This window comes from Synechococcus sp. MIT S9451 (assembly GCF_047304725.1).
Lineage (GTDB): Bacteria > Cyanobacteriota > Cyanobacteriia > PCC-6307 > Cyanobiaceae > Synechococcus_C.
Genome location: NZ_CP138971.1, coordinates 2,207,748 through 2,227,588, shown reverse-complemented (window position 1 = coordinate 2,227,588; position 19,841 = coordinate 2,207,748). Strand labels below are relative to the sequence as shown.

At 55.4% G+C, this 19,841-nt stretch carries 20 protein-coding genes; 13 read left to right on the top strand and 7 right to left on the bottom strand.

The genetic code is table 11. The features are described 5' to 3' along the window. Positions 1 to 2 precede the first annotated feature (2 nt). Together SIB72_RS11620 and ispG are read left to right on the top strand one after the other, a co-directional pair. Positions 3 to 638, top strand: a complete 636-nt coding sequence (locus SIB72_RS11620) for a uracil-DNA glycosylase (protein WP_413743959.1) — start codon at positions 3 to 5, stop codon at positions 636 to 638. A 20-nt stretch (positions 639 to 658) separates the two neighbouring features. Then, positions 659 to 1,855, top strand: coding sequence for a (E)-4-hydroxy-3-methylbut-2-enyl-diphosphate synthase (ispG, locus tag SIB72_RS11615; RefSeq protein WP_115121756.1), 1,197 nt, complete (start codon positions 659 to 661; stop codon positions 1,853 to 1,855). A gap of 449 nt (positions 1,856 to 2,304) precedes the next feature. Here the strand turns inward: ispG and SIB72_RS11610 are convergent, their stop codons facing one another. From SIB72_RS11610 to SIB72_RS11600, 3 genes are all read right to left on the bottom strand, one after another. Beyond that, on the bottom strand, positions 2,305 to 2,556 hold the full coding sequence (locus tag SIB72_RS11610) for a hypothetical protein (protein WP_413743958.1): 252 nt from the start codon (positions 2,554 to 2,556) through the stop codon (positions 2,305 to 2,307). Positions 2,557 to 2,796: 240 nt separating this feature from the next. After that, positions 2,797 to 3,147 carry a hypothetical protein gene (locus SIB72_RS11605; protein ID WP_413743957.1) on the bottom strand — a complete coding sequence of 117 codons (351 nt, stop codon included), beginning with the start codon at positions 3,145 to 3,147 and terminating at the stop codon, positions 2,797 to 2,799. A 492-nt stretch (positions 3,148 to 3,639) separates the two neighbouring features. Then, positions 3,640 to 3,813 (bottom strand): hypothetical protein, encoded by a 174-nt coding sequence (locus tag SIB72_RS11600; protein ID WP_413745165.1) that lies wholly within the window; start codon positions 3,811 to 3,813, stop codon positions 3,640 to 3,642. Here SIB72_RS11600 and SIB72_RS11595 point away from each other — a divergent pair. Next, the gene (locus SIB72_RS11595) at positions 3,737 to 5,011 is read left to right on the top strand and encodes a S41 family peptidase (RefSeq protein WP_413745120.1); all 1,275 of its coding nucleotides are present in this window, start codon (positions 3,737 to 3,739) and stop codon (positions 5,009 to 5,011) included. The genes SIB72_RS11600 and SIB72_RS11595 overlap by 77 nt on opposite strands. A 99-nt stretch (positions 5,012 to 5,110) precedes the next feature. On the opposite strand, the gene SIB72_RS11590 is transcribed toward SIB72_RS11595, so the two are convergent. From SIB72_RS11590 to mfd, 3 genes are all read right to left on the bottom strand, one after another. Further along, a complete protein-coding gene (locus tag SIB72_RS11590; protein WP_413743956.1) occupies positions 5,111 to 5,365 on the bottom strand; it encodes a hypothetical protein in 255 nt (84 codons plus the stop codon). Positions 5,366 to 5,582: 217 nt separating this feature from the next. Next, entirely contained in the window at positions 5,583 to 5,747 is a 165-nt protein-coding gene (locus SIB72_RS11585) for a hypothetical protein (protein WP_413743955.1), read from the bottom strand. A gap of 73 nt (positions 5,748 to 5,820) precedes the next feature. Further along, positions 5,821 to 9,363, bottom strand: coding sequence for a transcription-repair coupling factor (gene mfd / locus SIB72_RS11580; RefSeq protein WP_413743954.1), 3,543 nt, complete (start codon positions 9,361 to 9,363; stop codon positions 5,821 to 5,823). Between the two features lie 114 nt (positions 9,364 to 9,477). Between mfd and SIB72_RS11575 the strand changes: the two genes are divergently transcribed. Both SIB72_RS11575 and SIB72_RS11570 read left to right on the top strand, forming a co-directional pair. Continuing rightward, positions 9,478 to 10,566 carry a phosphotransferase gene (locus SIB72_RS11575; RefSeq protein ID WP_413743953.1) on the top strand — a complete coding sequence of 363 codons (1,089 nt, stop codon included), beginning with the start codon at positions 9,478 to 9,480 and terminating at the stop codon, positions 10,564 to 10,566. 161 nt (positions 10,567 to 10,727) lie between these two features. Continuing rightward, the gene (locus SIB72_RS11570) at positions 10,728 to 10,889 is read left to right on the top strand and encodes a hypothetical protein (protein ID WP_413743952.1); all 162 of its coding nucleotides are present in this window, start codon (positions 10,728 to 10,730) and stop codon (positions 10,887 to 10,889) included. Between the two features lie 483 nt (positions 10,890 to 11,372). On the opposite strand, the gene rpe is transcribed toward SIB72_RS11570, so the two are convergent. Continuing rightward, complete coding sequence (gene rpe / locus SIB72_RS11565; RefSeq protein WP_115015293.1) at positions 11,373 to 12,041, bottom strand: ribulose-phosphate 3-epimerase; 669 nt, start codon at positions 12,039 to 12,041, stop codon at positions 11,373 to 11,375. 170 nt (positions 12,042 to 12,211) lie between these two features. Here rpe and glpX point away from each other — a divergent pair, with 170 nt between their 5' ends. From glpX to SIB72_RS11525, 8 genes are all read left to right on the top strand, one after another. Next, positions 12,212 to 13,216 (top strand): class II fructose-bisphosphatase, encoded by a 1,005-nt coding sequence (gene glpX / locus SIB72_RS11560; RefSeq protein ID WP_115121481.1) that lies wholly within the window; start codon positions 12,212 to 12,214, stop codon positions 13,214 to 13,216. A gap of 31 nt (positions 13,217 to 13,247) precedes the next feature. Then, positions 13,248 to 14,558, top strand: coding sequence for a glutamyl-tRNA reductase (locus tag SIB72_RS11555; RefSeq protein ID WP_115121482.1), 1,311 nt, complete (start codon positions 13,248 to 13,250; stop codon positions 14,556 to 14,558). A gap of 135 nt (positions 14,559 to 14,693) precedes the next feature. Beyond that, positions 14,694 to 15,989, top strand: coding sequence for a glucose-1-phosphate adenylyltransferase (locus SIB72_RS11550; RefSeq protein WP_413743951.1), 1,296 nt, complete (start codon positions 14,694 to 14,696; stop codon positions 15,987 to 15,989). Between the two features lie 99 nt (positions 15,990 to 16,088). Then, positions 16,089 to 17,507 carry an NADP-dependent phosphogluconate dehydrogenase gene (gene gndA, locus SIB72_RS11545; RefSeq protein ID WP_413743950.1) on the top strand — a complete coding sequence of 473 codons (1,419 nt, stop codon included), beginning with the start codon at positions 16,089 to 16,091 and terminating at the stop codon, positions 17,505 to 17,507. 15 nt (positions 17,508 to 17,522) lie between these two features. Continuing rightward, on the top strand, positions 17,523 to 18,239 hold the full coding sequence (gene pgl, locus SIB72_RS11540) for a 6-phosphogluconolactonase (protein ID WP_413745119.1): 717 nt from the start codon (positions 17,523 to 17,525) through the stop codon (positions 18,237 to 18,239). Positions 18,240 to 18,472: 233 nt separating this feature from the next. Further along, positions 18,473 to 19,006, top strand: a complete 534-nt coding sequence (locus tag SIB72_RS11535; protein WP_413743949.1) for a CIA30 family protein — start codon at positions 18,473 to 18,475, stop codon at positions 19,004 to 19,006. A 3-nt stretch (positions 19,007 to 19,009) separates the two neighbouring features. After that, positions 19,010 to 19,447, top strand: coding sequence for a hypothetical protein (locus tag SIB72_RS11530; RefSeq protein ID WP_115121486.1), 438 nt, complete (start codon positions 19,010 to 19,012; stop codon positions 19,445 to 19,447). A gap of 26 nt (positions 19,448 to 19,473) precedes the next feature. After that, positions 19,474 to 19,824 (top strand): hypothetical protein, encoded by a 351-nt coding sequence (locus tag SIB72_RS11525; RefSeq protein ID WP_413743948.1) that lies wholly within the window; start codon positions 19,474 to 19,476, stop codon positions 19,822 to 19,824. The last annotated feature ends 17 nt before the right edge of the window (positions 19,825 to 19,841 follow it).

Sequence of the window (19,841 nt, the reverse complement as noted above, 5' to 3'; positions counted from 1 at the left end):
CGATGGCCGTAATGCCTTCCCCTCCTGGTTCTTTCAAACAGTCCTGGCTCGAGCGTTGCCGGCAGTGCAGTCGTTGCGGCCTCTCCGCTGAGCGTCAGCATGTCGTGATCAGTCGCGGCGACCCAAGTGCCAAGGTGATGGTGATCGGTGAAGCACCTGGAGCAAGCGAAGACATTCAGGGCCTTCCATTTGTCGGACGCTCCGGGCAGTTGCTCGATCAGTTGCTCCGTACCGTTGGCTTTAACCCTGACTCTGACCTCTTCATCTGCAACGTGGTGAAGTGCCGTCCACCCAACAACCGCAAACCGTCCTCGGCTGAATTGCGCGCCTGTCGCCCTTGGATTGAAGAGCAGTTAGCGCATGTCGATCCCCTTGTTGTGGTCCTTGTGGGTGCGACTGCTGTGGCGGCAATGCTGAAGCGCAAACAAGCCATGCGCAGTCTGCGCGGTGTTTGGATTGAGCAGGCTGGACGCCTATGGATGCCGGTCTTTCATCCCGCCTATCTATTGCGCAACCCTTCTCGAGAACCTGGCAAGCCCGTGGCCATGACGCTCGAAGATTTGCGTCAGGTGCGGCTGCGGTTATGCCAGTGTGAGCCGGCATCCGGCGCGCTGTTCCCTTGTCCGCCACCACCGTGACCGCCACCACCGTGACCGCCATCAACGCGCAGTCCCGTCGTTACGACACTCAGATTCATCGGCGGGAGACCCGCACGGTGATGGTGGGTGATGTCCCCGTCGGCAGTGAACACCCAGTGGTGGTGCAGTCGATGATCAACGAGGACACGCTTGACATCGAAGCCGCGGTGGCCGGAATCCGTCGTCTTGCTGATGCCGGTTGTGAGATTGTGCGCGTCACAACGCCTTCCATGGCCCATGCCAAGGCCATGGGGGACATTCGGGCGGCGCTCCGTTCCCAGGGCTGCACTGTTCCTTTGGTGGCTGACGTTCACCACAACGGAATTCGCATCGCGCTCGAGGTGGCGAAGCATGTCGACAAAGTACGAATCAATCCAGGACTGTTTGTCTTCGACAAACCGGACCCTTCCCGTCAGGATTTTTCTCAAGAGGAATTTGATGCGATTGGCCAGCGCATCAAAGATGACTTCAGGCCGCTTGTAGAAGTTCTCAAGTCTCAAAACAAAGCGCTCCGCATCGGTGTGAACCATGGCTCCCTCGCCGAGAGGATGCTTTTCACCCATGGCGACACACCCCAGGGAATGGTGGAGTCGGCGATGGAGTTCGTGCGCATTTGCGACGAACTTGATTTCCACAACATCTTGATCTCGATGAAGGCCTCACGTGCCCCGGTGATGCTTGCCGCCTACCGATTGATGGCGGACACCTTGGATGCCGAAGGTTTCAACTATCCGCTCCACCTCGGCGTCACTGAGGCTGGAGATGGCGACTACGGACGTGTGAAAAGCACGGCTGGTATCGCAACACTTCTGGCTGAAGGTTTGGGTGACACCATCAGGGTGTCGCTGACTGAAGCTCCTGAGAAAGAGATTCCTGTCTGCTTCTCGATCCTGCAGGCCCTGGGTCTGCGCAAGACGATGGTCGAATACGTGGCCTGCCCGAGTTGCGGTCGCACGTTGTTTAATCTTGAGGAGGTGCTGAATCAGGTACGCGACGCTACCTCTCACCTCACTGGTCTCGACATCGCCGTGATGGGTTGCATTGTGAATGGGCCCGGCGAAATGGCAGATGCTGACTACGGTTACGTTGGTAAGACCCCCGGAGTGATCTCTCTTTATAGGGGGCGAGAGGAAATCCGAAAGGTGCCTGAGCAGGAAGGGGTGTCGGCCTTGATTCAATTGATCAAGGACGACGGACGCTGGGTAGAACCCGCTTGATCTCGTTAGGCTGTTAACTCAAAATGAAGACGACTTTTGGATAGGAATCCTCATCAAGTCCTGCAAAGGAGGTGAGGTCTGAATATCAGCACTGCTCATCGAAGGCGGGTACGGCGCTGTCGATTGGTCTGATCTCTTAGGGCGCCAATGACCAATGGATAGATCAGGCAGCGACTGACAGCCGTAGGCGCTGCCTTGCTCGCTTTCATCTCTCAACATCTCAACCCTCAGTAGGCTGGCTATAAATCATCCGTGCTCGTGGCGGAGCTGGGTATTCATTAGCGCCAGGCATTGAAGGCTGATTTGTGGCTTTTTGGGGTTATTGATGAAATAAAAGACCCTGCATTGGCAGGGCGATTTGAGTGTTTAGGCTTGCTGAAGCTGGTTTGGCGGGAGCGTTCGTTAATTTGATTTGGGAGCATTTTCCGCAGCCCGAAGCTCTCTTTGTCTCACCTCTGACTCTGATAGTGTTTTTGTACACAGATAGGCTGGTTGTTTAGCCACTCTTGATCAATTTTTTGTAATTTATCTACTTTATTGTTGATTAGTTCTTCAGGATAGCCCGCGGCTCTCAGGATCGCAGCCCGCTCAGCTCCCAGAAGCGCAAAGTAGTCACCCCCAGCAACTCCCTCAAGCTGTTCAATCGTCAGCTCTTGATCGAGCAGTTCAGTGTTGTTGTGGTCAGCGTTGAAAGCAGTCATTGTTTGAAAGGAGTGATTTTGGGCTTGGGGGTGTTGCCCCCTCGACTCCTTCAAGATCACAGCCTTTCTGGTGATCCCCAGTGCATGGTTGTGGTGGGGATGCAGGCAAGTTCTGGTGATGTTCTGGTGAATGGCTCAGAACCTAGTCACCACCTGGGCTGACAACGCTTCCAGCCTGCCTTCCGCATGGTCTCCCAGGCTTCGATTGCGTCTTTTCTGCACTCATAGCTAAAGAGTCGATCAGCGACGCTGGCTTGATCGCCAGGTGTTGTCTGCAATCGAGGCGAACTGGACAACAAGCACTGCGGCCACGAGGTAGCTACTAGCAATTGTCTTCTTGATACCCATCGCATCTGGGTTGTCGTTGAACATCGTTCCCAAGCAGCCAAACAGGAAGATGAATACACCAGTGACGTACCCGAGAAGGGCCGGCTTCGACATGCCGGTCACCTCTTGAGTGACTCTGGCTTCAATGCTTGCGGTTACCGGCAGTTGCTGTCCTCTTCCGTAGATATCGGACCGCTTAGTGGTGCTTTGCATAGCGGCTGGATCAGGAGGCAATTGGCTGGCGAACTGATTGGAAGTGGTCATCAGGTGAATACCGGTGCTTTAGCTTCGCCGTTTTGATCCAGGGCTTACAAGCCATAGTCGATGTGTTCTTGGTGAGACTTTGCTGAGCCTGGGGATGGGGCGGGTAGGGCTGATCCCTCACGAAGTCAGAAGTGCCTGGGCTTGCCCAAAGTGCAGAACTGTTGTTCTTCTTCAGCACACGAATCGAAAAATGCTGAGACCGCTTGGTATGACAGCGTTCCCTCTAGTTGCAGAAACTAGCGTATGGCTGTAATGATCGATTGCGCGGTGACACCAGGCCTGCCATTGCTCAAGGGCTGTTGATGCGAGGTGGCGATAGACGCGATCGATTTCGTGTCTGCATCTTCATACGTGCCTTTCCGCTCGTTTTTTTGGATCTGTTGCCGTGACCTACTCCGTGACCTACTGCAGCAGAACACCGATCGAATTTGGTCACAACTGATCGAGTACTTTGTAGTGTTCATGCGGGTTGACAACCGTTAGGCTGAAGAATCAGGCCTGAACAGTTGTCATGTCCGAGTTAAAGCCCAACCGTTCGAGCCGTTCTTCCTGGTTGGTCTTGCTTGGTGCCGGAGGCTTGTCAGCTGCGGTGGCCCTGTCTGCCCCTGGGTTGGGTTTGCCAACCAGTGGCTCTTCCTCGATCACGGATAGTCCCAAGGAGGTCATTGATCAGGTCTGGCAGATTGTCTATCGTGATTATCTCGATTCCACCGGTGAATACGATCCTCAGAAATGGAAAAAACTGAGACGAGATCTTCTCGCAAAGCCATACGCAGGCACTTCTGAATCGTATGAGGCAATCCGTGGCATGCTCGCAAGCCTGGATGACCCATATACCCGTTTTCTTGATCCGAAAGAGTTCAAGGAAATGCAGATTGAAACCTCAGGTGAACTGATGGGGGTGGGTATACAGATTTCACTCGATAAGGACACAAAAGAAATTGTTGTTGTGTCCCCGATTGAAGGAACTCCAGCTTCCCGGGCAGGCGTACAGCCCAAGGATGTGATTGTTTCAATCGATGGTCGCTCCACAAAGGGAATGACCACAGAGGATGCCGTTAAATTAATTCGAGGCAAAGAAGGCACAGAAGTTACTCTCGGCCTGCGCAGGAAGGGTGAGGTGATCGCCTTGCCGATGGTGAGGGCTCGAATCGAAATTCATGCGGTCGATAGCCAACTGAACACCTCTCCTGGTGGCGAGAAGGTTGGATATATCCGTTTGAAGCAGTTCAATGCCAATGCTGCAAAGGAGATGCGTGCGGCGATCCGTAAGCTCGAAGCCGAAGGGGCAAGCGGCTATGTCCTTGACCTGCGCAGCAATCCCGGTGGCCTGCTGGAAGCGAGTGTGGATATTGCGCGGCAATGGCTTGATGAGGGAACAATCGTTAGCACCAAAACGCGCAATGGCATCCAGGATGTGCGCAGGGCAACGGGTTCGGCACTGACTCAGCGCCCTGTGGTCGTGCTGGTGAATGAAGGCTCTGCTAGTGCCAGTGAGATTCTCTCTGGTGCCCTTCAAGACAATCACCGAGCCCAGCTTGTCGGTCAGAAAACATTCGGGAAGGGCCTCGTTCAGTCGGTTCGAGGTCTTGCCGATGGCTCAGGACTCACCGTCACCATTGCTAAATACCTCACTCCGAACGGCACTGATATCCACAAGAACGGGATTCGGCCTGATGTGACCGTGGAAATGACGGAGGAGGAGGTGAAGTCTCTGACTATCGAGGACCTCGGGACCAAGAAAGACAGTCAGTACCGGATTGCGGAAACGACGCTGATGAAAGCTCTCAAGTCCGCTAATGCAACGCAAACGTTCCGACCTGGCCTCAGCAATCTCACATCGGCGTTGGCTTCCAAACGCTGAATGGATTTTGATCTTCAACCGTGATTTCCATCACCGCGGCCCACTCCTCGGGCTCCCTCATTTGCTCCGCGTCGAATTCGAACTCTTGGTTGACCTCGCTCATTCGACGTAGCCCATTGCGTCGAGGGATCCCGCCTCACAGAAGCGATCTGCAAATTCCTGCTCCCACACTCCTCCATTGATACCGCTGAGCTTGGCTCCCGAGTCGGTGCATCGAACCTCCCATCGCGCTTTGATCCTCCAATCCCCTGCGTCGTAGAGGTTGAACGTGCCGCCTTTGGCACTGACGCCAAGCTCAGGGCAGATGCGACCGCTTTTGGATGTGCTCGAGAAGAGCTTCTTCTCGCTCGTCACGCACAAGTTTTCCAGGACTGGCTTGCGTACCGGAACGCTTCGATCCAGAGAATCGATTGTCGTTGCTATCAGCGAACATCCCGAACAGAGCAGCAGGCTTCTTTCCAGGCAAGGGGCCAATGTCGTCTTTGCCTTGGATTGACTCGCTGATTCTCAACGTCGCCAAATTGAATCTGATGCTGCCGCTCTACCGACTGATGGCTCTGGTCACGACCGGTCAGGAGACCGGTTGCATCAATCCACCACCAGGCGTTGAATCATCATCATCATTTTCAGTGTCGCTCTGAAGCAGAGCGAACAGACCAAGGGCAGCAGCGCCGATCAAGCTTCCATATAGGCCAATAGGGCCTGATGACGTGATTGGTTCAATGATTTCGCCCATTCCTGAACCCATCCAATTCGACACAGTGTAACGAAGAATTGCGGGCTGTGGCGAATTGTTCTCATTTTCGCGCTTAAACGCTGAGAACCTTGTCGTTGGAACGATTCTGCTGCTCCTGGCGCTGCTCCGTGGTGAGCCCATCGGCACCGGGGATCTGTGCTGCCATCTGTTCGAGCCAGCTCTTGAGTTCCTCCAATTGCTTGTCCATGGCCAGTACACCCAACCCTCGGGCCAGCACCTTGGCGGTACTGCCACTTCCAGCCTGATAGATCAGTCGGCCATGGAGGTGCTTGGGCAGGCCCTGACGCAGCAGTCTGAAGGCGGGTTCCTCCATCGGTGTTTCCAGCGCAATGTTCGGTTTCTCGGGGCGGATTCGGGCAAAGCCACAACGCTTGGCCAGCAGCTTCAGTTCCATCAGTTGCAGCAATGACTGCACAGGTCCTGGTAGGGCGCCGTAGCGGTCGGCCCAGCCAGCGGCCATCTCGACCAATGCTTCCTGGCTCTGACATTCGGCTGCGGAGCGATAGGCACCCATCTTTTCGTCCGCATCCGTGATCCAGTCGGCAGGGATGAAGGCGGTGACCTGAAGATCCACCTGGGTGTCGTCAACGGCGGGGATGTCTTGCCCTTGGATGTCGGCCAGGGATTCCTGCAGCATCTCCATATAAAGGTCGAAGCCAATCGCCTCCATCTGGCCGCTCTGTTCCACGCCTAGAAGGTTTCCCACACCTCGGATTTCCATATCGCGCATGGCCAGCTGGTAGCCGCTGCCCAGTTGGGCAAATTCCTGAATGGCTCGTAAGCGCTGGCGGGCTGCATCGCTGAGGGAGGCGTTGCCTGGATAGAACAACCAGGCATGGGCCTGAATACCGCTTCGTCCGACACGGCCCCTCAGCTGGTAGAGCTGGGCAAGGCCGAAGCGGTGAGCATCTTCGATCAGGATGGTGTTGACGCGGGGAATATCCAGACCGCTTTCCACAATCGTGGTGCAGAGCATCACATCGGCCTCGCCGCCGTTGAACGCCACCATGGCGCTTTCAAGTTCACCCTCGGCCATCTGGCCATGGGCCACAAGCAGCTTGAGGTCCGGCAGCATCTGACGCAGATTTTCTGCGACCTCCTCAATGCCCTCCACGCGCGGTACGACATAAAACACTTGGCCGCCGCGATCCAGTTCCTGTCGGATGGCACTGCGCACCACTTCATCGTCCAATGCGGCTAGATGGGTTTTGATCGGCCTGCGCAAGGGCGGAGGTGTGGTGATCAGGCTCATTTCACGCACACCCGAGAGGCTCATGTAAAGCGTGCGCGGAATGGGGGTTGCCGACAGGGTGAGTACGTCGACGTCTTTGCGCAGGGCTTTGATCTTCTCCTTCTGATTCACTCCGAAGCGTTGTTCTTCGTCCACCACCAGCAGGCCGAGCTTGTCGAAGGCTGTGCTCTTACTCAGGAGCTGATGGGTTCCCACCACGGCATCGATGGTGCCCGAACCGAGCCCCTCAAGGATCACTTTGCGCTCGCTGGTGGTTCTGAAGCGGTTGAGCAGCGCCACCTTGATTGGATAAGGGGCAAACCGCTCTGAAAGGGTGCGCCAGTGCTGCTGAGCCAACACGGTTGTGGGGGCCAGCATTGCCACTTGCTTCCCAGCGGTGATCGCCTTGAAGATCGCCCTGATCGCAACTTCGGTCTTGCCGAATCCCACATCTCCACACACGAGGCGATCCATTGGCTGTGCCTTCTCCATATCGCGCTTCACTTCGGCGGTCGCCTTGACCTGGTCTGGGGTTGGTTCATAGGGGAAGGAATCTTCCAGCTCCAGCTGCCACGGCCCATCAATAGGGAAGGCAAAACCGGCTGCCTGATGCCTCTCGGCATAGAGCTTGACCAGATCAACGGCCACCTTGCGTACGGCCTTGCTAGCCCGTTCTTTGGCTTTCACCCAGGCCGAACCACCCATCTTGCTCAGCTGAGGTGGGCTGTCACTGTTGGCTCGATAGCGGCCGAGGCTGCCCAGTTGATCGGCCGCTACACGCAGGATGCCGTCTGCGTATTGCACCACCAGGTAGTCGCGTGCTTCGCCACTGATCGCTAATTTTTCGAGCTGCTTGAACCGACCGATTCCGTGGTTGCGATGGACCACGAAATCCCCCTGCTGCATCTTGTTGGGATCCACCGTGCGGCTCGCTGCCTTGCGTCGCCGGCGGATGTAGCCGCTGCTCGTGAGGTTTTGTTGACCGAAAAACTCTCGGTCAGTGATCAGAACCACTCGCCAGGCTGGCAATTGCAGCCCTTCGAGCTCCGCTGTTCCTTTGGTTTTGAGCGCAACCGGAGTGCCCTGCTCAATCAAGCGGGCAATGGCCTGATGGTCCGCAGCATTGGGTACAAACCGGCTGATGCAGTCGTGTTCTTCAAGTAGCGCGACGGCTCGACTGGGCTGGGCTGAGACCAACCACACCGCCTGCCGCTCGCGTTGGTAGTCCTTCAGCAGTTCTCCCAGTTTTCCAAACTGATTGGGGTAGGCCGGGACGGGGCGACTGGCCAGGTCAAAAGCGTTGAGGTGGTCATCACTTTCATGAAGTTCCGCTAGATCAAATCCGGGGAAGACATCGGTCAGCCCCATCGCCTCTTCGATTCCGCGGTGCAATAACGGCAGTGGCAGGGCAAGTTCGCTGTGGTGTTCGGTGGCATGGTCCAACCACTGCTGACCATGGGCTTTGCCGTGCCGTCTTTCATCAATGGCGACACAGCACTGCTCGGGTAAGTAATCCAGCAGAGAGGCCGGTTCGGGCCAGGCCAGCCCCATCAACCGACGCATCCCTTCTGGGGTATTGCCTTCCAAGAGCGCACTGATTTGCTCTTCGTCGAGTAGTTGATCGAGCCCTTCCGGCATCGTTTCGCGCAGTTGTTCGGCGATCAGTGGGCTGAAGCCGGTCGGAGTCAGTCGCAGCTGTTCAACTGGATCGAGGGATCGCTGACTCGCGGGGTCAAATTCCCGCAGTTTGTCGAGCTCATCCCCGAAGAATTCAAGGCGTACAGGTAGTTCGCTGCTCACCGGATAGATGTCAACGATGTCGCCGCGGCGGCTCCAACTGCCTTCCTGGTCAATGCTGGAGACCCGCTCGTATCCGAGTTGGCTGAGGGTGAGGGCCAGCTCTTCAAGGTCGATGCTGTCGCCTTTGCGGACTGTGCGGCAGCGTGAAGCAAGCGCCTGCGGTGGCGGTAGATGGGGCTGCAGGCAACGCTCAGTGGCGACAATCGCCATCCCCTCACGGCCGCACTGATCCTGCAACTCGCTCAGCACTTGCAGTTGTCCCCAAGTGATTTCCGTCGTGGGGTCGAAGGGTTCGTATGGAGACCCTTCGCTGGTTGGGTAGAGCTGAGCTGATGGCCAACCCATCAGCTCCAGGAGTGCCGTCCATCGACCGGCCTCTTCCAGGGTGGGAACGACCACCAGCAGGGATTGATCTGCGCGTCTGGCCAGGGCACTGGCAATCAGCGCTCTGGCGGCACGATTGGCGCCACGCAGTAGCAGGCGTTCCGGTCGCTGGCTGCGCTCCTGGAGCTCTCCGGTCAACGCCGTCGTCTGCAGCAGGCGCACCAGGGAGTTCAGGGGCATGGACGATCAACAGCTGCCAACGGTTGATCTTCGCAACTGGATGTGCTCGCTGTGGAGAGTCGCCTCGCCTTCAGCGCGGATTAGGGTCGAAGCGCTGGATGGATGGGTTCAGGAATGGACCGGATCATCGATGACCCACTGGCGATTACGCCCTCCTGGCTGGAGGGGCAACTCAGGTGCATTCCTTCGTTCAAGGATCTCAAGGTCACCTCTGTTGAAACAGAAACGATTGGTGCAGCAACTGGATTCCTCTCGCGAATTGCAAGGCTGACGCCGAGCTATGGCGCCAATGCGCCACAAGCGCCATCAACATTGATTCTGAAGGTTCAGACCAATCGAGAAGGTTTTACGGATGTGGCTGAACGGCTGCAAGCCTTTGAACGTGAGCTTGGCTTTTACAAGGATTTTGCGCCAGATCTACAAGCCCGACTGCCCAGGATTTTCGGGGGCTACGCCGAAGGTGGGAAAGGCTGGATCTTGATGGAAGATCTCTCGTCCTGGAGCCAGGGTGATCAGGTCTTCGGCATCAGTCATGACCAAGTCAAGTCCACCTTGAAAACAATGGCTGCCGTGCATGCCGGTTATTGGCAGTGCGATCAGTTGGGCTTGAAATCATGGCTTCCTCGTCATGATTTCTGGTTCCATGATGACCTTGCTGTCACTTGGGAAGCTGTTAAAGAGAGTTATGCACTACGGCTTGGCGAGGCAGCAGTTGCCCTCACAGACCGAGTGGTGAACAACTACGAAAACCTGATCGCACAGTTGGACGCACTCCCTCAAACCTTGGTGCATGGAGATCTAAGGGCGGACAATCTTCTTCTCTCTTCCCCTGCTTCTTCCGGATCCGATGTGATCGTGATTGATTGGCAGACAGTCACCCGTAGTCTTGCTTGTATCGATCTAGCTTTTCTGATTGGTGGTAGCGAACCAACCGCGGAACGGCATGGTCATCCTCAGGACCCTTTGCGGTACTGGCATCAGCAATTGGTGGCTCATGGTGTGTGTGATTACACCTATCAACAAGCTCTGCATCACTTGCGTTTGGCGTTGCTGATCTGCCTCGCTGTGCCGGTTGTTGCCTTCAGAGAACTTGATGGACCCAACTTTCACACTGCGCGAGAAGCACAGCTGGCTGAATGCTTTCTTTTTCGACACACCCAGGCAGCACTCGACTGGTCTGCCGAGATTGCATTGCAAGATTGAATTGAGCCTTACGATCAGTGCAGACTCCTTGGCTGATGCCCCGTTTTCGTTGTCCGGATTGCTGCTGTGGACCAGCGATCGTGTTGCATCCCCCAAGGGGTGCTACGCCGATTTGCTCGCGATGCGGTGCAGTTTTAGAGCGGCAACCTCTGATTCGACCCGTGCCGATGCTGGTGTTTTTGGCCGTCACGACTGCCTTCATTGGTCTCTCCTTTCCGGTGTTGTTCGTGCCGCGTCCCGAACCCAGACGCCGGCCATTGATTCCAGCGTCTCCCACGGCTGAGCTTGAAGCCCGCCATCGTGGGATAGCCCCTGTTGTTTGATCTGAGCTGATGTCGTCTTTGGAAACTCAGCTTGTGGCTTTTCTCGCCTTTGGGGCTGCGGTGTCAACGCTTGCTGCCTGGATGCTCTCCAGCCTGGGGGCAAGTGCAAGAAGGCGGGGTTGAGGACAATCTGCTCGATTGCATTGGCTGGAGCATGTCAATGCTTGGCCATGCTTCAGCGATATTGTCTTAACTGGAAAGTGATCTTGCCTTGTAGTAGGCCTGTCTATCTCCCCTTCGCTCAAGGTATAACAGGCGCCAAATTGCTTTATTGCCTCTTGTTGATGCTTTTTGGGGTGGTTGATGCCTGGCTGACTGCTGCATGATTGATTTCAGAATTTGAATCAAACTCGAGAGTCTCCCGAGCAAAAACTTGCTAATTCAGTCCGTTTTGTACAACTAATCGCCAAAAAAAAGGTCCACCCGTTTGGGGTGGACCTTGACGCTTCGAGTTGGTTCGGAGTTGTTGATTGAACCTCTTGCTCAGGAGCTCTTACTATCGCGGATTCCTTGGATCGCAGCTGCGTAATCGGGTTGGTTGAACACTCCAGATCCACTCACGATTGCGTTAGCACCGGCTTCGATCACCTTCCAGGCATTAGCTCCCTTGATGCCACCGTCCACTTCAATCCATGGATCGACACCCTTCTCTTCACACATCCGGCGTAGATCGCGGATTTTCTGAACTTGATTGTCGATGAAGCTCTGGCCTCCGAAACCGGGATTCACACTCATGATCAACACCAAGTCGCAGAGTTCGAGGCAGTACTCCAGTGTGTCGATCGGGGTGCCGGGATTGAGGACGGCGCCAGCCATTTTTCCCAGATCCTTAATTTGGCCAAGGTTGCGGTGTAAGTGGGGGCAGGCTTCGACCTGCACAGAGATGATGTCTGCTCCAGCCTTGGCAAAGTCGGGGACGTATTTCTCCGGCTCCACAATCATCAGATGAACGTCCAGAGGCTTCTCAGTCACAGGACGAAGCGCATCAACGATCAGTGGCCCAATGGTGATGTTGGGCACGAAACGGCCATCCATCACATCCACATGGATCCAGTCAGCACCGGCCTGATCCACCGCTTTCACTTCTTCGCCAAGGCGAGCAAAGTCAGCTGAAAGGATGGATGGAGAGATCACCAGGGGCTTGGTGCTCATGGGGGGATCCGCGGGAATGCGCGGCGATTGTAGGAACCGCTGAATGCGCTGATACAGTGAGCCGCGCTCTTGAGCTGAGAAGTCCTGCGGCATCGGGTTCCTTGCCCTTCCCGTGGATCGCCAGGTCAGCTCACCGTTCGCTGCACCCTTTACCCCAACGCCGCATACCCGTGGATCGCACTCTTATCCAGGAAATTCTCGAGGTCGTTGAGCAGGCGGCTATCGCTTCCGCAAAGCTCACCGGTCTCGGTCAAAAGGACGAAGCTGACGCCGCAGCTGTTGAAGCAATGCGTCAGCGCATGGGCCAGATCCAGATGCAAGGCCGCATTGTGATCGGTGAGGGCGAGCGTGATGAAGCTCCGATGCTCTACATCGGTGAGGAAGTCGGCAGCGGCACAGGCCCTGGCGTTGACTTCGCTGTGGATCCTTGCGAGGGCACCAACCTTTGTGCCAACAACCAGCGAGGCTCCATGGCAGTCCTCGCTGCTTCCGATCGAGGTGGTCTGTTCAACGCTCCAGACTTCTATATGAAGAAACTGGCTGCTCCCCCGGCCGCCAAGGGCAAGGTGGACATTCGCAAGTCGGCCACTGAGAACATCAAAATTCTGAGTGAGTGTCTTGGCATTGCCGTCAGCGACCTCACCATTGTCGTGATGGATCGTGCCCGTCACAAAGATCTGATTGCTGAAATCCGTGCCACCGGTGCCCGTGTTCAGCCCATTTCCGATGGCGACGTTCAGGCAGCTATTGCTTGTGGTTTTGCCGGTACTGGCACCCACTGTCTGATGGGAATCGGTGCAGCCCCCGAAGGCGTGATTTCTGCCGCTGCCATGCGCGCTCTTGGTGGCCACTTCCAGGGCCAGTTGGTCTATGACCCGGCCGTTGCTCAGACCCAGGAATGGGCTGACCTCACCAAGGAAGGCAACCTGGCACGCCTTGAGGAGATGGGGATCACCGATCCAGACAAGATCTACGAAGCTGAGGAGCTTGCCTCCGGAGAGCATGTTGTCTTCGCTGGCGGTGGCATCACTGATGGCCTGCTCTTCAACGGCGTTAAGTTCGAGAAGGACTGCACCCGGACCAGCAGCCTGGTGATCAGCAACCTTGACAACACCTGTCGCTTCACCGACACGGTGCATATCAAGGACGGCGCTCAGAGCATCGCGCTGAACTGACCTTCAACGACTGGATAAGAGGAGCATCTCCATGCACATTGCCGTCGTCGGCCTCAGTCATCGCACGGCACCGGTCGAAATCCGTGAAAAGCTCAGTATTCCTGAGCAAACCATGGAGACCTCTCTCCAGACCCTCCGTGGTCATGAGCAGGTGCTTGAGGCTTCCATCCTCAGTACCTGCAACAGGCTTGAGATCTATACCCTGGTGCGTCATCCCGAACTCGGAATTTCCGCGGTACGGGAGTTCCTCAGTGGGCACTCAGGCCTGGCTACCGAGGCCCTCTCTCCTCATCTTTTTGCCTATCACCATCACGAAGCTGTCGATCACCTACTCAGGGTCTCGGCTGGTCTCGACAGTCTTGTTCTAGGCGAGGGGCAGATCCTCTCCCAGGTCAAGAAAATGATGCGTCTGGGTCAGGAACACAAATCCATCGGTCCGATTCTCAACCGGTTGCTGACGCAAGCCGTCAGTACTGGTAAGCGAGTTCGCTCTGAAACCAATCTGAGCACGGGTGCGGTTTCAGTCAGTTCAGCTGCTGTCGAACTGGCCCAGCTCAAGCTCGGCCAATCCCGAGGCCTCGACCAGCTCGTCACCCTTGAGACTGAAAAGGTCGCCGTGGTTGGCGCTGGCCGAATGAGTCGGCTGCTGCTTCAGCACCTTCAGTCCAAAGGTTGTTCCGGCGTTCAGCTGCTCAATCGCACGCGCGAGAGAGCACTCGCTCTGGCTGAAGATTTTCCTGGATTGCCAGTGGAGTGCCGATCGCTTGAGGACCTGGATCACTGCCTCAGTACATGCTCGTTGGTCTTCACCAGTACGGCCACCGATGAACCCATCATCGATGCAGCCCGTCTCAATCAGCTGGATCGGCTGAACGCCCTTCGCCTGATTGATATCGGCGTGCCGCGAAACATCTCCGCGGATGTTGAGGGCATTCCAGGCGTTGAATCCCATGACGTGGACGATCTCCAAGAGGTCGTAGCCCGCAACCAGGAGGCACGCCAGCAGGTGGCGATGGAAGCCCAGGGTCTGCTTGATGTTGAGTCTCGCCTTTTTCTTGAGTGGTGGGACAGCCTTGAGGCAGTGCCAACCATCAACCGCTTAAGGGCGTCTCTAGAACAGATTCGCACTGAGGAGCTTCAAAAGGCTCTTAGCCGCATGGGGCCTGACTTTTCCGCGCGGGAGCGCAAAGTTGTGGAGGCCCTCACGAAGGGCATCCTCAACAAGATCCTTCACGCGCCAGTGACCCAGTTGCGTAGCCCTCAGCCCCGCTCTGAGCGCCAGGAAGCCCTGCGTGTGGTTGAGCGCGTGTTTTCCCTTGGTGAGGACCAATCCACCAGCTGAGATCGCCTGAGAGGCAAGGGCTGAGAGCAGTCTCGATCAGAGTCTCATCGTTCTTGGTTGATCTGAGGGTGCTGATGGTTTTTTGAGCACAAAGTCCGTTAGGTTTGCCCCCGTCTCCAGTGTTAAGGCACCGGCATGAAGCGCGTTCTGTCAATAATTCTTGGTGGAGGAGCGGGTACCCGTCTTTACCCACTCACCAAAATGAGGGCAAAGCCAGCTGTACCTCTGGCTGGTAAGTATCGCCTGATTGATATCCCCATCAGCAACTGCATCAATTCAAACATCACCAAGATGTATGTGTTGACTCAGTTCAACAGTGCATCTCTGAACCGCCATCTTTCCCAGACTTACGACCTCAGTGCTGGTTTCGGCCAGGGTTTTGTTGAGGTACTAGCGGCCCAGCAGACCCCTGAGAGCCCATCATGGTTTGAAGGCACAGCTGATGCTGTACGTAAATACCAGTGGCTATTCCAGGAATGGGATGTTGATGAATACCTGATCCTTTCCGGTGATCAGCTGTATCGAATGGATTACAGCTTGTTTGTTGAACATCACCGTAAATCTGGTGCTGATCTCACTGTTGCTGCGCTCCCCGTCGACCCGAAGCAGGCTGAATCCTTTGGCTTGATGCGCACTGATGAGAACGGTGCAATTCAGGAATTCCGAGAGAAGCCAAAGGGTGACTCTCTTAAGGAGATGGCTGTTAATACAGCCCGATTTGGCCTGTCTCCCGAGTCGGCCCAGGAGAAGCCCTATCTCGCCTCAATGGGCATCTATGTATTCAGTCGCAAGGCTCTCTTTGGTCTCCTTAATGATTATCCGACCTATAAGGACTTCGGTAAGGAGTTGATTCCTGAAGCCCTTAAGTCTGGGATGAATCTTAGGAGTTATGTGTTTGACGACTATTGGGAAGATATTGGTACGATTGGGGCTTTCTACGAGGCAAATCTCGCCTTGACAGAGCAGCCTAAGCCTCCATTTAGCTTCTACGACGAAGACTTCCCTATCTATACAAGGCCACGTTATTTGCCCCCTAGTAAGTTGGTCGATGCACAGATCATTGACTCCAGTATTGGTGAGGGAACGATTCTTAAATCCTGCAGCATCAATCATTGCGTCCTCGGTGTTCGAAGCCGCGTCGAGAACAACGTCGTTCTCCAAGATTCCTTGCTGATGGGGAGCGATTTTTTCGAATCCACCTCAGAGCGTGAGGAGCTGCGTCTGAACGGCGGTACACCGCTCGGTGTGGGCGAAGGCTCAACTGTGAAGCGTTCCATCCTTGACAAGAACACTCGAATCGGACGAAATGTCACCATTGTCAATAAGGACAATGTTGAAGAGGCCGATCGTCCGGAACTTGGTTTCTACATCCGTAACGGCATTGTTGTCGTGGTGAAAAATGCCACGATCCCTGATGGGATGGTGATCTGAGCCGGGCTTTGGTTTCCTCTTTCTGACAGACGGTGCTCTGAGGGCAGCGGTTTCTCTGCCCGATGGTCACACTGAGGACATTGCAAACCACCTTTGACGATGTCCAAGGCTCATTTCGGCCTGATCGGTCTCGGAGTAATGGGCGAGAACCTTGTGCTCAACGCAGAGCGCAACGGCTTCTCGAGTGTGGTTTACAACCGCACCTACTCCAAGACTGAGGAATTTCTTGCTGGCCAAGGTGCTGGTAAGAACATTCAAGGAGCAACAGATCTTCAGGATTTTGTTAGCAAACTGCAGCATCCTCGCCGCATCCTCATGATGGTGAAGGCGGGGGCACCGGTGGATGCTGTGATTCAACAGATCTCCCCCTATCTCGAGCAAGGGGATCTACTGATCGACGGCGGTAACTCGGAGTATCACGATACGGAACGTCGAGTTGCCGAACTGGAAAGCAAGAGCTTTGGCTTCATCGGCATGGGTGTGTCAGGTGGTGCCAAAGGAGCCCTTGAAGGGCCAAGCATGATGCCTGGTGGAACAAAAGCTTCTTACGACGCCATAGAAAGCCTGGTGACCAAAATGGCAGCCCAGGTTGAGGATGGACCTTGCGTCACCTACATCGGTCCTGGTGGCTCGGGTCATTTTGTCAAGACCGTTCATAACGGCATTGAGTACGGAATTGAGCAGATCCTTGCCGAGGGCTACGACCTGATGAAGCGGGTCGGTGGCATGAATGGTTCTCAGATGGCTGATGTGTTCGCCCATTGGAACAGCACTGAGGAACTGGCCTCCTATTTGGTGGAGATCACAGAGGTCTGCCTGCGGACAAAAGACCCGGATGATGGTGCTGATCTCGTCGAGCGGATTCAAGACAAGGCTGGTCAGAAGGGCACTGGGCTTTGGACAGTGGTTAGTGCCCTGAAGATGGGTGCCTCTGTACCCACGATCTATGCCGCATTAAACGGCCGGGTGATGAGTTCAATGAAGGATCAGCGCGTCAAGGCCGAAGAGGTTTTGCGCGGACCTGCCCCGACCCCGTTTGACATGGGAAGCCCCGACGATGGAATGGCTCCTTTAATGGATGCGATGGTTTTGGCTTGTGTGGCCAGCTATGCCCAAGGCATGGAGCTGATGCGCATTGCCTCTGCTGAGCATGACTACAACCTGAACATGCCTTCCATTGCTCAGATCTGGAAGGGGGGTTGCATTATCCGAGCTCGCTTACTCAAGCGCATTCAGGATGCGTTCAATGCCGATCCACAACTGCCCAATCTGCTGATCGACCCCTGGTTTGCGGATCAGGTCAACCGGCGTTTGCCTGGTTTGGCCAAGGTCGTGGCCGGAGCGGCCCAAGCAGGGATTCCAGTTCCTTGTCTGAGCAGCACCCTCGATTACATCAATAGCTACCGCACTGGCCGACTTCCCCAGAATCTGGTGCAGGCCATGCGTGACTGTTTTGGCTCCCATACCTATGAGCGCACCGACAAACCGGGTGCTTTTCACACGGAATGGCTGGATTGAGGTTGATTGATGAGCATGACTCCGTATCAACTCGTGTGCGCCGGGGATTCTCAGGATCTCGCTCGCCGTGCCGCAGAAACCATTGCGACAGCCATTGATCTCGCCCTTGATCAACGCGATCGTGCCCAGATTGCTTTGTCCGGTGGCACGACCCCCGCTAAGGCCTATGCCTTGCTCTCTCAACAGCATCTCCCCTGGGACAGGGTCGATGTCTTGCTAGGTGATGAGCGCTGGGTCTCTGCTGAGGATCCCTCCAGCAATGCCCGGATGCTCCGTCACACGCTTATGGAGCCAGGATCTCCAGGTGCTCAGGCCTGTTTCCATCCTGTCCCCACAGTTGAACTGGCGAGCCCTGAAGCCAGTTCCGAGGCTTTTGCTGATCTGATCGGGCGGCTTTGCCCGGGAGATCCACCCGTGTTTGATCTGATGTTGCTGGGCCTTGGCGATGATGGTCATACGGCCTCGCTGTTTCCAGGAACGGATGCTCCTCTGGTGACCAATCGCTGGACGACCATTGGTCGTGGTAAAGGTCTTGATCGGATCACCCTGACGGCACCCGTTCTCAGTGCTTCTCGTCAAGTGGTTTTTCTGGTGAGTGGCGAAGGCAAGCGTCAGGCTCTGAGTCGATTACTCGATCCGATGGAGTCACCAGAACGCACACCTGCCAAGTTGGTGCAATCTCAACAGCCGATCACGATCCTTTGTGATCAAGCCGCTGCACCGGATCAGTGAGGGTAGCGATTGGGATGAGGTTGATTTGATCCCTTTGATTGGATTAGAAGCAACCGGCTTGATTACCACCGTTCTCTAAACTTTTGGTCTATTTTGACTTCGCTTCAGCTCTAAAGTTGAATTGAAACATCGTATTGGTCGCGATTTGTCAAAGTAGATGCACTGGGTTCAGAGTCACCTTCAATGGTCAATCTTATGATGATGTCCCCAATCATTGATCCCGTTTAGGTCTGATGGCGTATCCGATTGGAGACCTCCGTGAATGGTCTGTTCTTAACGACACAATCATGGGTGGGTCCAGTTCTTCTGCTTGTCGACTCACTGCGGAAGGCCTTCTCCTCGAGGGAAATATTGTTGAACAAGGTGGAGGATTTGTGAGTTGTCGATCCCCACGTTTCCAGCCTCCTCTCAATCTTTCGGCCTATCGTGCCTTGAGAATTTGTGTTGATGGAGAGGGTCGTACTCTCAAGTTTGCTCTGGCATGCAGTGATGGAGTGATGGGGATGAGTGAATTGATTCCTGGTGGTTTGCGTTGGGTGCATTCCATCCGCACCAACAGCTCAGGAACAACAGTGGCTGAGATTCAGTTCCAGGACCTACGGCCCGTGATTCGTGCCAAACCTCTTCGCCTCCCGTTGCGTTTTGAACCATCAGCCCTGACCCGTCTTCAGCTGCTCCATTCCCGCTTCGATGACCAGGGTGATGCCAATCCTGGATTCAGAGCAGGTTCGATCCGACTGCTCTTACGTTCCATTGAGGCCTTCTGAAGGATGGATTTGGCGTTACGGGATGACAGCGCTGACCCGTCGGTTGACCTGCTTGTTCTGATTGCATCCGCTGCTGACGTGTGCCGAAAGCCATTCCGCCACGCTGTGGTGTTGTTGGACGATGCCAGCGCGATCTCAGATGCTCCAAGGCTTCTCACTGACCTTCTGGAGAGTGGAGATGACCTTCGCCTCAGGATTGAGTGCAGAGATCCGGACGGTGAGCGCTGTCCAGACGAGGACCTTGAGCTGGAGCTCTATCGCAGCGGTCAGGATCTGAACCTCATGCTTGGCTGGTGGAATCAGCCAGACCGCCCCCTGCTCTGGCAGGGGCAGCATCCGGTCTGGATGAATGCCGACAGTGGTCAACGTTGTTCGGCCCCAGAGGATGGTGCGCCCCTGGAGGCGCTAACGCGCCGGCTAAGGGCCCTATTCATGGTTTGAATGGTGAGATCTCTGGAAGCTTCTTCGTGAGCAATGCATTGCCGATTGTTCTTTTGGCGCCATGGATGGTGGCGGTCGCTGTCTCCGGATCCGTGCAGGCCCGCCCGCTCTCGCCTGCACAGAGAATCAATATTGCGGCATTCATGGGTCGAGAAAGCGCAGCGCTCTACTGCCAGGGCAATGACCTTAAAACAGCAATCGAGAAGAGCGTGATCAAAACAATGCTCGATCAGGATCTCGATCCAGAGTCGATGGATCAGATCGATCTAGACCAAAAGGAAATTGGCATTGCCTTTTTTGAAAATGTCTTTGCTGATGCCTTCGCCAACTGCCCTTCAAGGGCCAGGAACATCTGGCGCCAGATGACGGAGATGTGAGTTTGGCTGTGGCAGTG

Excerpts from the sequence above, each read along its gene's own strand:
- SIB72_RS11620 (WP_413743959.1), top strand. The coding sequence starts at position 3 with ATGGCCGTAATGCCTTCCCCTCCTGGTTCTTTCAAACAGTCCTGGCTC.
- SIB72_RS11610 (WP_413743958.1), bottom strand. The coding sequence starts at position 2,556 with ATGACTGCTTTCAACGCTGACCACAACAACACTGAACTGCTCGATCAA.
- SIB72_RS11605 (WP_413743957.1), bottom strand. The coding sequence starts at position 3,147 with ATGACCACTTCCAATCAGTTCGCCAGCCAATTGCCTCCTGATCCAGCC.
- SIB72_RS11600 (WP_413745165.1), bottom strand. The coding sequence starts at position 3,813 with ATGACCTCCTTGGGACTATCCGTGATCGAGGAAGAGCCACTGGTTGGC.
- SIB72_RS11585 (WP_413743955.1), bottom strand. The coding sequence starts at position 5,747 with ATGGGCGAAATCATTGAACCAATCACGTCATCAGGCCCTATTGGCCTA.
- mfd (WP_413743954.1), bottom strand. The coding sequence starts at position 9,363 with ATGCCCCTGAACTCCCTGGTGCGCCTGCTGCAGACGACGGCGTTGACC.
- SIB72_RS11575 (WP_413743953.1), top strand. The coding sequence starts at position 9,478 with ATGGACCGGATCATCGATGACCCACTGGCGATTACGCCCTCCTGGCTG.
- rpe (WP_115015293.1), bottom strand. The coding sequence starts at position 12,041 with ATGAGCACCAAGCCCCTGGTGATCTCTCCATCCATCCTTTCAGCTGAC.
- SIB72_RS11555 (WP_115121482.1), top strand. The coding sequence starts at position 13,248 with ATGCACATTGCCGTCGTCGGCCTCAGTCATCGCACGGCACCGGTCGAA.
- SIB72_RS11550 (WP_413743951.1), top strand. The coding sequence starts at position 14,694 with ATGAAGCGCGTTCTGTCAATAATTCTTGGTGGAGGAGCGGGTACCCGT.
- gndA (WP_413743950.1), top strand. The coding sequence starts at position 16,089 with ATGTCCAAGGCTCATTTCGGCCTGATCGGTCTCGGAGTAATGGGCGAG.
- pgl (WP_413745119.1), top strand. The coding sequence starts at position 17,523 with ATGACTCCGTATCAACTCGTGTGCGCCGGGGATTCTCAGGATCTCGCT.
- SIB72_RS11535 (WP_413743949.1), top strand. The coding sequence starts at position 18,473 with ATGGCGTATCCGATTGGAGACCTCCGTGAATGGTCTGTTCTTAACGAC.
- SIB72_RS11530 (WP_115121486.1), top strand. The coding sequence starts at position 19,010 with ATGGATTTGGCGTTACGGGATGACAGCGCTGACCCGTCGGTTGACCTG.